This is a genomic window from Crenalkalicoccus roseus (genome assembly GCF_004761865.1).
In the GTDB taxonomy this organism is placed as follows: domain Bacteria; phylum Pseudomonadota; class Alphaproteobacteria; order Acetobacterales; family Acetobacteraceae; genus Crenalkalicoccus; species Crenalkalicoccus roseus.
On sequence record NZ_SJDM01000004.1, the window covers coordinates 64,756 to 78,443 of the forward strand.

The window sequence follows — 13,688 nt, forward strand, 5'->3', positions numbered from 1 at the left end:
CGCTCTGGCCTCCCGGCCCGCCGCGTGCTAGGCGGGCGCGGAATGCCGCCAGGGACCAGGAGCGCGATGCCCGTTGCGAGCGAATACAAGGTGAAGGACCTCTCCCTGGCCGAGTGGGGCCGGAAGGAGATCGCCATCGCCGAGGACGAGATGCCCGGCCTGATGGCGGTGCGCCGCGAATACGGCCCCGCCCAGCCGCTCAGGGGCGCGCGCATCGCCGGCTGCCTGCACATGACCATCCAGACCGCGGTGCTGATCGAGACGCTGAAGCATCTCGGCGCCGATGTCCGCTGGTCCTCCTGCAACATCTTCTCCACCCAGGACCACGCCGCCGCCGCCATCGCCGCCGCCGGCACGCCGGTCTTCGCGGTGAAGGGCGAGACCCTGCAGGAATACTGGGAGTACGTGCGCCGCACCCTGGAATGGGGCGACGGCGGCGAGCCGAACATGATCCTCGACGACGGCGGGGACATGACGCTCCTCGTCCACCACGGCGTGCGCGCCGAGCAGGGCGACACCGCCTTCCTCGACCGCGCCTCCAACGAGGAGGAGGAGGTCTTCTTCGCCCTCATCAAGGACACGCTGAAGGCGAAGCCGGGCTGGTTCGGGCGGCTGGCCGGGGCGATCCGCGGCGTCTCCGAGGAGACGACGACGGGCGTGCACCGCCTCTACGTCATGGCGAAGGAGGGCCGCCTGCTCTTTCCCGCCATCAACGTCAACGACAGCGTCACCAAGTCGAAATTCGACAACCTCTACGGCTGCCGCGAATCGCTGGTGGACGGCATCCGCCGCGGCACCGACGTGATGATGGCCGGCAAGGTCGCCATGGTCTGCGGCTTCGGCGATGTCGGCAAGGGCAGCGCCGCCAGCCTGCGCAACGCCGGCTGCCGCGTGATGGTGAGCGAGGTGGACCCGATCTGCGCCCTGCAGGCGGCGATGGAGGGCTACCAGGTGGTGACGATGGAGCAGGCGGCGCCCGTCGCCGACATCTTCGTCACCGCCACCGGCAATGTGGACGTCATCACCGTCGAGCACATGCGGCGGATGAAGCACCGCGCCATCGTCTGCAACATCGGCCACTTCGACTCCGAGATCCAGGTGGCGGCGCTGCGCAACTACAAGTGGCACAACGTGAAGCCGCAGGTGGACGAGATCGAGTTCCCCGACGGCAAGCGCATCATCCTGCTCTCCGAGGGGCGGCTCGTGAACCTCGGCAACGCCACCGGCCACCCGAGCTTCGTCATGTCCGCGAGCTTCACCAACCAGACGCTGGCGCAGATCGAGCTCTGGACCAATCCGGGCAAGTACGAGCGCAGGGTCTACACCCTGCCCAAGCACCTCGACGAGAAGGTGGCGGCGCTGCACCTCGAGAAGGTGGGCGCCACCCTGACGCGGCTGCGCCCCGAGCAGGCGGCCTATATCGGCGTGCCGCCGGAGGGGCCGTTCAAGCCGGACCACTACCGCTACTGAGGCGGCGGGGAGGGGGCGCCGCCCCCCTTTCCGGACTTCCTTCCGTCTCCGGACGGCATTACATGGCCGAACCCCTCGCGGAGGATTCGCCATGAACCGTCGTGCCCTGCTCGGCACCGCAGCGGCGGCGCCCGTCGCCCTCGCCGCCCCCGCCATCGCCCAGACCATGCCGGAGGTGCGCTGGCGCCTCTCCTCCTCCTTCCCCCGCTCGCTCGACGTGCTCTACGGCACCGGGGAGCGCATCGCGGCACGGGTGGCGGCCCTGACCGAGGGGCGCTTCCGCATCCAGGTCTTTCCCGCGGGCGAGATCGTGCCCGGGCTGCAGGTGCTGGACGCGGTGCAGGCGGGCACGCTGGAGGCAGGCCACACCGCCGCCTACTACTACATCGGCAAGGATCCGAGCTTCGCCTTCTTCACCGCCGTGCCCTTCGGGCTGAACACGCGCATGCTGACCGCCTGGCTGACCCAGGGCGGGGGCAACCAGCTCGGGGCAGAGCTGTTCCGAGACTACAACATCCACGCCGTCCCGGCCGGCGATACCGGCGCGCAGATGGGCGGCTGGTTCCGCGGCGAGATCCGCTCGCTGCAGGAGCTGAACGGGCTGAAATTCCGCATCGCCGGCCTGGCGGGGCAGGTGTTCCAGCGCCTCGGCGCGGTGCCGACGGTGATCGCCGCCGGGGACATCTACCCCGCCCTCGAGCGGGGCACGCTGGACGCGGTGGAGTTCGTCGGTCCCTACGACGACGAGAAGCTCGGCTTCGTGCGCGTCGCCCGCAACTACTACGCCCCCGGCTTCTGGGAGGCGGGGGCGCGACTGCACTTCATGGCCAACCAGCGGGCCTGGGACGCCCTGCCGCAGACCTACAGGGAGGCGGTGGAGGTCGCCTGCGGCGAGGCCAATGCCGAGATGGTGGCCCGCTACGACCACCTGAACCCGCAGGCGCTGCGCCGCCTGGTCGCCGCCGGCGCCCAGCTCCGCTTCTGGCCGCGGGACATCATGCAGGCCGCCTGGCGGGAGACCAACGGCCTCTACGAGGACCTCTCCGCCCGCAACGAGCGCTTCCGCCGCATCTGGACCTCCTACCGCGCCTACCGGGACGAGCTGTACCAGTGGTTCCGCGTGGCGGAGAACAGCTTCGACAACTTCGCCTTCGTGGCGGCGGCGCAGCAGCAGCAGCGCTGAGCCGGAACGGGGCGGGCAGGGATCCCTTCCCGCCCGCCCCGGGCCCACGACACAGATTTTAACCTCGCCTTCATGTCGCCTTGCGCGGCTTTCGGCTATGCCCCCGCGATCCGCCAAGGGGTTCCTCGCCACATGGAGTCTGCCGCGCTGCTCTCCGCCTTCCTGATGGGGGTGGTGGAGGGGCTGACCGAGTTCCTTCCCGTCTCCTCCACCGGGCACCTGATCCTGCTCGGGGAACTCATCGGCTTCGAGGGACCGCCGGGGAAGGCCTTCGAGATCTCGATCCAGCTCGGCGCCATCCTGGCGGTGGTGCTGATCTACCACCGCATGCTGTGGCAGATCGCCCTCGGCATGTGGCGGCCGGGGCCGGCGCGCTACTACGCCGTGAATCTGACGCTGGCCTTCCTGCCAGCGCTGGTGATCGGCGCCACGCTGTACAAACCGATCACCACGGCGCTGTTCAACCCCTGGGTCGTGTCCATGGCCCTCATCGTCGGCGGCATCGCCATCATCGGCATCGAGCGGGCCCGCCGGCGGCCCAGCATCCGCTCGGTGCCCGAGATCGGCCCCCTGGCGGCGCTGCTGATCGGTTTCGGCCAGGTGCTGGCGATGATCCCCGGCACCTCCCGCTCCGCCGCCACCATCATCGCCGCGCTGCTGCTCGGCGTGGAGCGCCGCACGGCGGCCGAGTTCAGCTTCGTCCTCGCGATCCCGACCATGCTGGCGGCCACGGTCTACAGCCTGTGGATGGCGCGGGACGCGCTCGACTTCTCGGCCATGGGGCAGATCGCGGTCGGCTTCGTGACCGCCTTCGCGGTGGCGCTGGTGACGGTGCGCGTCGGCCTCGAGGTGATCGCGCGGCTCGGCTTCACCCCGTTCGGCTGGTACCGTATCGGCATCGGGACGGTGATGCTGCTCTGGCTGAGCTTCGGCTGACGCGGCCGGCGGCCGCGCGAGCGGGCGAAGGCGGCCGCGGGCATGGGCGGGCGCTTCAGGCGAGGCTCGCCGGATCGCAATTGCCGCCGCAGACCAGCACCCCCACCCGCGCCCCGGCGGGCGCCTGCCAGCGGCCGCTCAGCAGCGCCGCCAGCGCCGTCGCCCCGCCGGGCTCGGCGAGGATGCGGCACGCCTCCCACAGCCGGCGCTGCGCCTCGCGGATCGCCGCGTCCGGCACCAGCACCGCTTCCGCGACATGGCGCTGCGCCAGCGGGAACATCAGCCCGCCCACCTGGCGGGCCCCCAGGCTGTCCGCGGCGAGGCCGCCGACCGGCACCGGCACCGGCCGGCCTGCCTGCAGCGCGGCGGCAAGGGTCGGGCAGGCTTCGGGCTCCACGCTGATCACCCGCACATCGCCGCCGGCATGCCAGGCGGCGATGCCGCCGATCAGCCCGCCGCCGCCGGTCGCCACCAGCAGATGCGTCAGCTCCGGCGCCTGCTCCTGCCACTCCCTCGCCACCGTGCCCTGGCCCGCCAGCACCTCCGCCTGGTCGTAGGCATGCACCAGCAGCGCGCCGGTCTCCGCCGCGCGGCGTTCGCTCTCCGCCCGCGCCTCGTCATAGGCGGCCCCGGCCACCCGCAGCCGCGCGCCATAGCCCTCGATGCGGGCGCGCTTGGCGGGGCCGGTGAGTTCGGGGACGAAGATCTCCGCCGGCACGCCGAGGGCGCACGCCGCATAGGCCACCGCCGCCCCGTGATTGCCGCCCGAGGCGGCGACCACGCCGGCGGGCGGGGGGGGCGAGGAGAGCATGCGGTTGAAGGCGCCGCGCGGCTTGAAGCTGCCGCTGGCCTGCAGCAGTTCGAGCTTCAGCGTCAGCGAGTGGCCGGGGCTGAGCGCCCCGGCCGGCAGGCGCAGCAGCGGCGTGCGGCGGATATGCGGGGCGATGCGGGCGGCGGCGGCGGCGATGGCCTCTCGGTCGGGCGGGCGCATGGGCGCGGACCTTGGCACCGGCCCTGGCGCCCCGCAACCGGCCTCTGCCGCCACGGTGGATCGGCCGGGGGGCGAGGCAACCTCCGGTCCCTTTCCGGCGTGCCGCCTTTCTGCAATGGTGCGCCACTCCGGGATGCGGCAGGGATGCTGGTGCATGGAAGCTGCGTGGCCCTCGGGGGCGATGCCGTGCTGCTCCTCGGTCCGTCCGGGAGCGGCAAGTCCGATCTCGCGTTGCGCCTGATCCATGAGGGCTGGCGGCTGGTGGCGGACGATCAGGTGGCATTGAGGGTGGAGGAGGGAGGTCTGCTCGCCTCGGCGCCGCCGGCCCTGGCCGGGATGCTCGAGGTGCGTGGCCTCGGCATCTTCCGCAGCCTGCCGGTGGCCGAGCCCGCGCCGGCGCTGCGGCTCGCCGTGCACCTCGCGCCGCGGGAGGGGGTACCGCGCCTGCCCGAACCCGCCACTTGGCGGGCGGCAGGCATCGCCGTGCCGGCGGTGGCGCTGCATGGCCTCGACGCCTCCGCGCCTGCGCGCATCGCCTTCGCCCTCGGCGCGGCGACGGGACGGCTGCGGCAGCGCGCCGGCGCCTTCACCGCGGAGGAGGGGGCATGACCCGCCGCCCGCTCGTGCTCGTCACCGGCCTGTCGGGGGCCGGCAAGGCCTCGGTGCTGCGGGTGCTCGAGGATCTCGGCTACGAGACGGTGGACAACCCCCCCCTCAAGGTGCTGGAGGAACTGGTCGGGGACGGGGAGGGGCCGCTCGCCGCCGGCATCGACACCCGTACCCGCGGCTTCGGCGCCGCCGAGGCGCTGGCGATGCTGGTGCGGCTGCGCGCCCGCCGCGATGTCGCCGTCACCCTCGTCTATGTCACGGCCGAGGAGGGCGTGCTGCTCCGCCGCTACACCGAGACGCGGCGCCGCCACCCCCTCGCCCCCGGTGGCTCGCTCGGCAGCCGGGTGGCGGACGGCATCGCGCGGGAGCGGGCCTTGCTCGAACCGCTGCGCGACGCGGCCGAGCTGGTGGTGGATACCTCCGACCTGCCGCTGCCGGAGCTGCGCCGGCTGATCGAGGCCCGCTTCGCCCTGGAGGGCGGCCCCGGCCTCTCGATCCTGCTGCAGTCCTTCGCCTTCCCCAAGGGCCTGCCGCGGGAAGCCGACCTGGTCTTCGACCTCCGCTTCCTGCGCAACCCGCACTATGTGGAGGAGCTGCGGCCGCTCACCGGCCGGCACCCCGCGGTGGCGGCGCATATCGAGGCCGATCCGGACTTCCCCGGCTTCTGGCAGCGCCTCACCGGCTTCCTGGATCCGCTCTTGCCGCGCTATGCCGCCGAGGGCAAGAAGTACCTGACGGTCGCCATCGGCTGCACCGGGGGGCGGCACCGGTCGGTCCTTGTGGCGGAGCGCCTGGCGGACCATTTTCGTGGCCTAGGCTGGCGGGCCGAGGTGGCCCACAGGGATGCCGGCGTCGGGCGGGACGCCGCGCCGGAGCGAAGCGTCCAGCCCGAGGGTCGGGAGGCCCTGACACGCACCCCATGATCGGTCTTGTTCTGGTGACCCACGGCCGGCTGGCCGAGGAACTCCGGTCCGCCATGGAGCATGTGGTGGGGCCGCAGCGCGCCGTGGCCACCGTCTGCATCGGCCCCGACGACGACATGGAGCGTCGGCGGCAGGACATTAAGGAGTGCATCGCCGCCGTGGACCAGGGGGACGGGGTGGTGGTGCTGACCGACATCCTCGGCGGCACCCCCTGCAACCTCGCCGTCTCCCTCGCCGACCGGACGCATGTGGACGTGATCGCGGGTGTGAACCTGCCCCTGCTGGTCAAGCTGGCGAAGATCCGCGGCACGGAGCGGCTGGCGGAGGCGGTGGGCCACGCCGCCGCCGCCGGGCGCAAGTACATCGCCGCCACCGGCGACATGCCGAACATGCCCGCCCGGGTGAACGGCCGGGCCAATGGGGAGGACAAGCCGTGAGCGGAGCGGGAAGCCAGACGGTGCGGGGCGGCATGGGCGAGTGCGGTTGCGATCCCTCCGGCCTCGTGCTGCGGCGCACCCTCACCATCCGCAACAGCCGCGGCCTGCACGCCCGCGCCGCGGCCAAGCTGGTGACGCTGGCCGAGCGCTACTCCGCCTGCCTCTCCGTGCTGCGCGACGGGCAGCGGGTGCCCGCCTGCTCGATCATGGGGCTGATGATGCTGGGGGCGGGCCCGGGCAGCCAGATCACCATCGAGGCCGAGGGCTGGGACGCCAAGGAAGCGCTCGAGGCTGTCGCCGGCCTGGTCGAGGCCGGCTTCCATGAAGACTGAGAAGGCCGAGCGGCAGGACGAGAAGGGCACCGAGGGAAGCCGCGGCGCCGGCCCGGGGCGCACCGGGCGCAGGGCGAGGGAGGCGGTGGTCCGGGGGATCCCGGTCTCCGCCGGCATCGCCATCGGCCCGATCTACGACACCACCGACGTCCCGGCGGAGGCGCCGCGCCGCAACATCGCCCCGGGCGAGGTGGAGGCGGAGCGCCAGCGCCTGGCCGAGGCGGTGGCGCTGTCGCGCAAGCAGCTCGGCAAGCTGAAGAACCGCCTCGGCGTGCTGCCCGAGGAGGCGCAGGAGGAGCTGGCGCCGCTGCTCGACGCCTATGTGCTCATGCTCGGCAACTCCCGCCTGCTGCGCGGCGCGCGCAAGCGGATCGAGCAGGAGCTGACCGCGGCCGAGACGGCGGTGCAGGACGAGGCGGAGGCGATCGCCGCCGCCATTCTCGCCGCGCGCGACGACGACCGAGCCGGCCTCCGCCGCCGCGCCGACGAGGTGCGGGAGATCGCCCGCCGGCTGACCCGCAACCTGACCGCCACCCCCTTCCGCAGCCTGAAGGAGGTGCCCGCCGGCTCGATCCTGGTAGCCGAGGAGCTGACGCCGGCCGACGCGGCGCTGCTCGACCCCTCGCGCATCGCCGGTGTGGCGACCGAGGAGGGGGGCGCGGATGGGCATACCGCGATCATGCTCCGCGCCCTCGGCATCCCCGCCGTGCTCGGCGCGCAGGGCCTGACCGAGAGCGCGGCGCGCGGCGACATGGCGGTGCTGGACGGCAGCGCTGGCACCATCGTGCTGCGCCCGGGCGAGAAGGCGCTGGCCGAGGGGCGCGAGGCGCTCGCCGCCTTCGCGCGGGAGCGGGCGCGGCTCGGCAAGCTGCGCCGCCTGCCGGCCGTGACCACGGACGGGGAGGAGGTGGAGCTGCAGGCCAACCTCGAGATCCCGGCCGAGCTGCCGCTGATCCAGCAATCCGGCGCCCAGGGCATCGGCCTGCTGCGTACCGAGTTCCTGTTCATGAACCGCGAGGACCTGCCGGACGAGGAGGCGCAGGTCGGGGCCTATGCCCAGGTGCTGGAGGCGATGGGTGGCGCCCCGGTCACCATCCGCGTACTCGACTGGGGCGGGGAGAAGGACATGCAGGCCCTGGCCGAGGGGATCGAGCCGGTGCATGCCGGGCCCAACCCCGCGCTCGGCCTGCGTGGCATCCGGCTGCTGCTGAAGCGGCCGGAGCTGCTGGAGGCGCAGTTCGCCGCCATCCTGCGCGTCGCCGAGAGGGGGCCGGTGCGCATCCTGCTGCCGCTGGTCACCACGCCCGAGGAGGTGAAGCAGACGCGCGAGATCTACGAACGCGTGGCGCGCCGCCTGCGCCGGCGCGGCGTGGCGCTGCCGGACAAGCTGCCCGAGATCGGCGCCATGATCGAGACGCCGGGAGCCGCGCTCGCCGCCGACGCCATCGCGCTCGAGGCCGACTTCTTCGCCATCGGCACCAACGACCTCGCCATGTACACCCTGGCGGTGGATCGCGGCGAGGCGGAGGTGGCGCATCTCTACGACCCGCTGCACCCGGCGGTGCTGCGGCTGGTGCAGTTCGCCACCGAGGCGGCGCTCAGGCTGCGCATGCCGGTTTCGGTCTGCGGCGAGATGGCGGGCAATCCCCGCCTGGTGCCGCTGCTGCTGGGCCTCGGCATCCGCTGCCTGTCCATGAACGCAAGCGCGATTCCGCGCGTGAAGCAGGCGGTGCGCGCCCTCGACATCGCCGACTGCGCGCGCTTCGCGCGCCGAGTGATGGAGCAGTCCGACCCGGCGCGGATCCACGAGCTGGTGCTCGGCTTCGCCGAGGGGGCACCGGAGAAGGCGTAGGGCGGATCCCGTTCGGGTGGCCTCACCTGATCGGGTGAGGATGCCCGCACATCGAGAAGCCGGCACCTTTGCCGCGCGCCGGGGCGGACGGAAAACGCCCTGGCGCCTGCGCGCTTCCGGCTGTTTCCATCCGTCCGCGATCTGTTCTAGCTTCGCCGCGCATGCCGCCCGCCAAGGTCGGCCGCGCGCGCAGCCGGAAGGCCGCCCCCCGGCCCAAGGCTCCGCCGCGCCGTGCCGGCACCTCCGCCTCCTCCCCTCCCGCCACCGCCCGGGCGCCGCGCCGGGGCGGCTGGCGGCGCCTGCTCTCCTGGCTGGTGCTGGCCACAGTCTGGGGCGGCCTCGCGCTCGGGGTCGCGCTGCTCTGGTTCACCTGGGACATGCCGCGGCCCGACTCGGCGCTCGCCGCCACGCGGCGCCCCTCGGTCACGCTGCTCGCGGCGGACGGCTCCCTTCTTGCCACGCAGGGCGACCTCTATGGGCGGACGGTGCGGCTGCGCGAATTGCCCGCGCACCTGCCGGCGGCGCTGCTCGCGGTGGAGGACCGGCGCTTCCACCGCCATCCCGGCCTCGACCCGGCCGGCCTCGCCCGCGCCGCCTGGGCGAATTGGCGGGCGGGGGAGGTGGTGCAGGGCGGCTCCACGCTGACACAGCAGCTCGCCAAGAACCTGTTCCTGACGCCGGAGCGCAGCCTGCGCCGCAAGGTGCAGGAGGCGCTGCTGGCGCTGTGGCTGGAACGGCGCTTCACCAAGGACCAGCTTCTCGAGATCTATCTCAACCGCGTCTATCTCGGCGCCGGCGCCTATGGGGTGGATGCCGCGGCGCGCCTCTATTTCGGCCTTCCCGCCGCGCGGGTTTCGGTGTGGCAGGCGGCGATGCTGGCCGGGCTGCCCAAGGCGCCCTCGCGCTACAACCCCCGCGCCTCGCCCGATCTCGCCATGGCCCGCGCCGCCGAGGTGCTGGAGGCGATGGTGGAGACCGGGGTCCTCACTGCCGCGCAGATGCAGGCGGAGCTTGCCCGGATGCGCATCCCGGACCGCCCGCCGCTCGGCGCCGGCTGGTTCGCCGACTGGGCGCTGGACGGGCTGGCGGAGCGCTTCCCCGGCAATGCCGACCTGACGCTGCGCGCCACGCTCGATCCCCGCCTGCAGGCGGTGGCGGAGGCGCGCCTCGCGGCGCTGCTGGAGGGGCCGGGGGCGCGGGCGGGCGTCACCCAGGGCGCGGTGGTGGTGCTGGAGGCGGGAAGCGGGGCGGTGCGCGCCATGGTGGGCGGGCGGGACTACCGGACGAGCCAGTTCAACCGCGCCGCCAGCGCCCGCCGCCAGCCCGGCTCCGCCTTCAAGCCCTTCGTCTTCCTCGCCGCGCTGGAGCGGGGAATGCGCCCGGAGGACGCCGTCTCCGACGCGCCGCTGTCGCTGCGCGGCTGGTCGCCGGGCAACGGCGCCTGGCGCACGCGCGGCGAGATCACGCTGGAGGAGGCACTGGCGCAGAGCGTGAACACCGCCGCGGTGCGGGTGCTGCTGCGCGCCGGCGGGCCGCGCGCCGCGGCCGAGGTGGCGGAGCGGCTCGGCCTCTCCGGACGATTCCCGAACGACGCCTCGCTGGCGCTGGGCACGGGAGAGGTGACGCTGCTCGACCTCGCCGCGGCCTATGCCGCCATCGCCAATGGCGGGCTGCGGGTGGAGCCCTTCGGCATCGCCGCCGCCAGCGCCGAGGGCCGCGCCCTGCCCGTGGCGCGCCCGGGGCCGCGGCGGGTGGTGGCGGCGGAGGATGCGGCGGCGCTCAGGCGGATGCTCGTTGCGGTGGTGGCGCGCGGCACCGGCCGCGCCGCCGCGGTGCCGGGGCGGGCGGTCGGGGGCAAGACCGGGACCACCCAGGATTTCCGCGACGCCTGGTTCGTCGGCTTCGCGGGGCCGGCGGTGATCGGCGTCTGGCTCGGCAATGACGACGGCAGACCGATGGAGGAGGTGCGGGGCGGCACCCTGCCGGCGCTGCTGTTCCGGGAAGTGGCGGCGGCGCTGCCCTGAGGCCGCACGCTTCCCGCCCGCGCGGCGGCCGGTTCATGCAGATCCCACCGGGCGCGACCGCCCGCACCGGCACCATGCCGCCGCCCGAGGGCGGATCGGTTGCGATCCGCGGGGCCTGGCATCAGTTGGGCGGCAGCACCTTGCCGGGGTTCATCAGGCCCCGCGGGTCGAGCGCGCGCTTGATGCCGCGCATCACCTCGATGGCCAGCGGGTCCTTCAGCGCCGACATGACGTGCAGCTTGGAAAGACCGATGCCGTGTTCCGCGCTGAAGCTGCCGCCGAGGGCGACGGCGATCTCGTTCACTACCATGTCGGCCGCGCCGGCGCGCGCCACCCATTCCTCGCGCGTGACGCCGGCGGGCGCCTTCAGGCCGAGATGGATGTTGCCGTCCCCGGCATGGCCGAGCGCCACCATCTCGCCCTCCGGCCAGCGCTCCGCCAGGGCGCGTTCGGCACGGGCCAGGAACTCCGGCACGGCGGAGACGGGAACGGCGGTGTCGGTGCTGATCGCGGGGCCGGCGGCGCGCGAGAATTCGGGGAAGTCCTCGCGGATGCGCCAGAAGGCGGCGCGCTGCGCCTCGCTCTCCGCCAGCACGGCATCGGTGCATTCCCCGGCCTCGCTGGCCTCGAACAGCGCGGCCTCCAGCATCTGCCGCACCGGCACCGCCGGGTGCGCGGCGGCGAGTTCCACCATCACGTACCAGGGCGAATCGAGCGGCAGCGGCAGGCGCAGATGCGGCCCGTGGCGCGCGACGATCTCGAGGCAGACGCGCTTGATCAGCTCGAAGCCGATCACCTCCGCCCCGCTCGCCATGACCCGCGAGAGCAGCGCCAGCGCCGCGTCGGGCGAGGACACGGCGACGAAGGCCGTCTCCACCGCGCGCAGCCGCGGCACCAGGCGCAGCGCCGCGGCGGTGATGACGCCGAGCGTGCCCTCGGCGCCGATGAACAGGTGCCGCAGCGCGTAGCCGCTGTTGTCCTTGCGCACGCGCCGCAGGTCGTCCAGCACCCGCCCGTCGGGCAGCACCACCTCGAGCCCCAGCACCAGGTCCCGCGCATTGCCCCAGCGGATGGTGCGTATGCCGCCCGCATTGGTCGAGAGCATGCCGCCGATCTGAGCGCTGCCCTGCGCGCCCCAGGCGATGGGAAACAGCCGGTCGGCTTCCAGCGCCGCCTGCTGCACCTGCTGCACGACGCAGCCGGCCTCGGCGACGATGGAGAAGTCGCGCGCATCCACGTCGCGGATGCGGTTCAGCCGCTCCAGGCTGAGGATCACCGCGGGCGGAGCCGAGGGGGGCAGGATCGCCCCGCCGCAGAGCCCGGTGCGTCCGCCCGCGGGCACCACGGCGAGGCGGTGCGCGTCGCACCGGCGGAGGATCTCCGCGACCTCCGCCGTGCTGCCGGGGCGCAGCACGGCGATCGGCGTGCCGCCGCGGATGCCGCGCCAGTCGGCGACATAGGCGGCGATGTCCTCCGGCTCGTGCAGGCAGTGGCGGGGGCCGACGGCTTCGGCAAGCGATGCGAGCGGGGTCATGGGAAGCGCTGGTTCCAAGGCTGCTCTGGACAGGAGGAAGGGGGCTGCCGCCGGGCCGGAAGCGGCCGGCGCAGGCCATGCGATCGACCCCGCAGCATAGGCGCGGCGGAGAGCCTCCGCCACCGGCCCCGTTCCCTGGCCGCGCCCGCGTCGCCTCCGGTCCGCCGCGGCGGGCCGATCAGCGCAGATGCTCGGCGATGCGCCGCGCGAGGCGTGCGGCGACCTCCTCCTTCGGCATCTCCGGCCAGTCCTCGACCCCTGCCTCGGTGATGAGGTGGACGCGGTTGGCCGCACCCCCCATGACGCCGCCGGAGACGTCGTTGGCCACGATCCAGTCGCAGCCCTTGCGGGCGCGCTTCGCCACCGCGTGCTCGACCACACGCTCGGTCTCCGCGGCGAAGCCCACCACCAGCGCCGGTCGCCGCGCATGGGCCGAAAGCGTGGCCAGGATGTCGGGGTTGAGCGCCATGGCGAGGGTGGGGGCCGGGGCGCCGGCCTCCTTCTTCAGCTTCTGCGCCGCCTCCCGCGCCACCCGCCAGTCGGCGACGGCGGCGGCCATCACCGCGATGTCGGCGGGCAGCGCCGCCTCGCAGGCGGCGAGCATCTCCCGCGCCGATTCCACGCGCCGTACCGTGACGCCGGGCGGATCCGGAATCGCCACCGGCCCGGAGACCAGCGTCACCCGCGCCCCGAGCGCGGCCAGCGCCGCCGCGATGGCGTGGCCCTGCCTGCCGCTCGAACGGTTGGCGATGTAGCGCACCGGATCGATCGGCTCGTGCGTCGGGCCGGAGGTGACGAGGGCGTGCCGGCCGGCGAGCGGCCGCGCCGCCGGGGCCAGCAGCGCGGCGATGGTGGCGTGGATCTCGGGCGGCTCGGCGAGGCGGCCCGGCCCGCTCTCGGGCTCGGCCATCGGCCCCTCTCCGGGACCGACAACATGAACGCCCCGCGCGGCGAGGCTGGCGAGGTTGGCCCGCGTCGCCGGGTGTTCCCACATCGCCGGGTTCATCGCCGGCGCCACCAGCACCGGGGCGCGAGTGGCCAGCAGCACGGTCGAGGCGAGGTCGTCCGCAAGGCCGAGCGCCATCTTCGCCAGCAGGTCGGCCGAGGCCGGCGCCACCACGACCAGGTCGGGCAGGCGGGCGAGGCGGATATGACCGATCTCGGCCTCCGCCGCCCAGAGGTCGTCGTGCACCCGGGCGCCGGTGATCGCCGCCAGCGCCTCCCGCGTCACGAAGCGCGCGCCGGCGGCGGTGAGGATGGCGGTGACGGCGGCGCCGTCCCTGCGCAGCAGCCGCACCAGCTCCAGCGCCTTGTAGGCGGCGACGCTGCCCGAGACCACCAGCAGGATGTGCTTGCCCGTGAGCATGGCGGAACAGTAGCGCGGGCCGCCGCCGCTG

The 13,688-nt window shown here is 73.9% G+C and carries 12 protein-coding genes; 9 read left to right on the top strand and 3 right to left on the bottom strand.

All coding sequences use genetic code 11. The annotated features are described in order from the left end of the window. Nucleotides 1–66: 66 nt before the first annotated feature. From ahcY to ET526_RS05425, 3 genes are all read left to right on the top strand, one after another. Nucleotides 67–1,470, top strand: coding sequence for an adenosylhomocysteinase (gene ahcY / locus ET526_RS05415; protein ID WP_135466662.1), 1,404 nt, complete (start codon nt 67–69; stop codon nt 1,468–1,470). Nucleotides 1,471–1,561: 91 nt separating this feature from the next. Then, on the top strand, nt 1,562–2,653 hold the full coding sequence (locus ET526_RS05420) for a TRAP transporter substrate-binding protein (RefSeq protein WP_135466663.1): 1,092 nt from the start codon (nt 1,562–1,564) through the stop codon (nt 2,651–2,653). Nucleotides 2,654–2,785: 132 nt separating this feature from the next. Further along, a complete protein-coding gene (locus ET526_RS05425) occupies nt 2,786–3,589 on the top strand; it encodes an undecaprenyl-diphosphate phosphatase (RefSeq protein ID WP_135466664.1) in 804 nt (267 codons plus the stop codon). 55 nt (nt 3,590–3,644) lie between these two features. On the opposite strand, the gene ET526_RS05430 is transcribed toward ET526_RS05425, so the two are convergent. After that, nucleotides 3,645–4,580: a threonine/serine dehydratase gene (locus ET526_RS05430; protein ID WP_135466665.1), complete on the bottom strand. Its 936-nt coding sequence runs from the start codon at nt 4,578–4,580 to the stop codon at nt 3,645–3,647. A 144-nt stretch (nt 4,581–4,724) separates the two neighbouring features. Between ET526_RS05430 and ET526_RS05435 the strand changes: the two genes are divergently transcribed. From ET526_RS05435 to ET526_RS05460, 6 genes are all read left to right on the top strand, one after another. After that, a complete protein-coding gene (locus tag ET526_RS05435; RefSeq protein ID WP_135466666.1) occupies nt 4,725–5,189 on the top strand; it encodes an HPr kinase/phosphorylase in 465 nt (154 codons plus the stop codon). Beyond that, the gene (rapZ, locus tag ET526_RS05440; RefSeq protein WP_135466667.1) at nt 5,186–6,112 is read left to right on the top strand and encodes an RNase adapter RapZ; all 927 of its coding nucleotides are present in this window, start codon (nt 5,186–5,188) and stop codon (nt 6,110–6,112) included. The genes ET526_RS05435 and rapZ overlap by 4 nt, the downstream gene beginning before the upstream one ends. Continuing rightward, on the top strand, nt 6,109–6,549 hold the full coding sequence (locus ET526_RS05445; RefSeq protein ID WP_135466668.1) for a PTS sugar transporter subunit IIA: 441 nt from the start codon (nt 6,109–6,111) through the stop codon (nt 6,547–6,549). The genes rapZ and ET526_RS05445 overlap by 4 nt, the downstream gene beginning before the upstream one ends. 32 nt (nt 6,550–6,581) lie before the next feature. Next, nucleotides 6,582–6,881, top strand: a complete 300-nt coding sequence (locus tag ET526_RS05450) for an HPr family phosphocarrier protein (protein WP_135466803.1) — start codon at nt 6,582–6,584, stop codon at nt 6,879–6,881. Beyond that, complete coding sequence (ptsP, locus tag ET526_RS05455; protein WP_135466669.1) at nt 6,871–8,733, top strand: phosphoenolpyruvate--protein phosphotransferase; 1,863 nt, start codon at nt 6,871–6,873, stop codon at nt 8,731–8,733. The genes ET526_RS05450 and ptsP overlap by 11 nt, the downstream gene beginning before the upstream one ends. Before the next feature lie 161 nt (nt 8,734–8,894). Then, the gene (locus tag ET526_RS05460; RefSeq protein ID WP_135466670.1) at nt 8,895–10,757 is read left to right on the top strand and encodes a transglycosylase domain-containing protein; all 1,863 of its coding nucleotides are present in this window, start codon (nt 8,895–8,897) and stop codon (nt 10,755–10,757) included. A 121-nt stretch (nt 10,758–10,878) separates the two neighbouring features. Here the strand turns inward: ET526_RS05460 and ET526_RS05465 are convergent, their stop codons facing one another. After that, nucleotides 10,879–12,291: an FAD-binding oxidoreductase gene (locus ET526_RS05465; protein ID WP_135466671.1), complete on the bottom strand. Its 1,413-nt coding sequence runs from the start codon at nt 12,289–12,291 to the stop codon at nt 10,879–10,881. Nucleotides 12,292–12,469: 178 nt separating this feature from the next. Next, complete coding sequence (coaBC, locus tag ET526_RS05470) at nt 12,470–13,657, bottom strand: bifunctional phosphopantothenoylcysteine decarboxylase/phosphopantothenate--cysteine ligase CoaBC (protein ID WP_135466672.1); 1,188 nt, start codon at nt 13,655–13,657, stop codon at nt 12,470–12,472. Between the last annotated feature and the right edge of the window lie 31 nt (nt 13,658–13,688).

Excerpts from the sequence above, each read along its gene's own strand:
- ET526_RS05435 (WP_135466666.1), top strand. The coding sequence starts at position 4,725 with ATGCTGGTGCATGGAAGCTGCGTGGCCCTCGGGGGCGATGCCGTGCTG.
- ET526_RS05460 (WP_135466670.1), top strand. The coding sequence starts at position 8,895 with ATGCCGCCCGCCAAGGTCGGCCGCGCGCGCAGCCGGAAGGCCGCCCCC.
- rapZ (WP_135466667.1), top strand. The coding sequence starts at position 5,186 with ATGACCCGCCGCCCGCTCGTGCTCGTCACCGGCCTGTCGGGGGCCGGC.
- ET526_RS05420 (WP_135466663.1), top strand. The coding sequence starts at position 1,562 with ATGAACCGTCGTGCCCTGCTCGGCACCGCAGCGGCGGCGCCCGTCGCC.
- ET526_RS05430 (WP_135466665.1), bottom strand. The coding sequence starts at position 4,580 with ATGCGCCCGCCCGACCGAGAGGCCATCGCCGCCGCCGCCGCCCGCATC.
- ahcY (WP_135466662.1), top strand. The coding sequence starts at position 67 with ATGCCCGTTGCGAGCGAATACAAGGTGAAGGACCTCTCCCTGGCCGAG.
- ET526_RS05445 (WP_135466668.1), top strand. The coding sequence starts at position 6,109 with ATGATCGGTCTTGTTCTGGTGACCCACGGCCGGCTGGCCGAGGAACTC.
- ET526_RS05425 (WP_135466664.1), top strand. The coding sequence starts at position 2,786 with ATGGAGTCTGCCGCGCTGCTCTCCGCCTTCCTGATGGGGGTGGTGGAG.
- ptsP (WP_135466669.1), top strand. The coding sequence starts at position 6,871 with ATGAAGACTGAGAAGGCCGAGCGGCAGGACGAGAAGGGCACCGAGGGA.
- coaBC (WP_135466672.1), bottom strand. The coding sequence starts at position 13,657 with ATGCTCACGGGCAAGCACATCCTGCTGGTGGTCTCGGGCAGCGTCGCC.
- ET526_RS05465 (WP_135466671.1), bottom strand. The coding sequence starts at position 12,291 with ATGACCCCGCTCGCATCGCTTGCCGAAGCCGTCGGCCCCCGCCACTGC.
- ET526_RS05450 (WP_135466803.1), top strand. The coding sequence starts at position 6,582 with ATGGGCGAGTGCGGTTGCGATCCCTCCGGCCTCGTGCTGCGGCGCACC.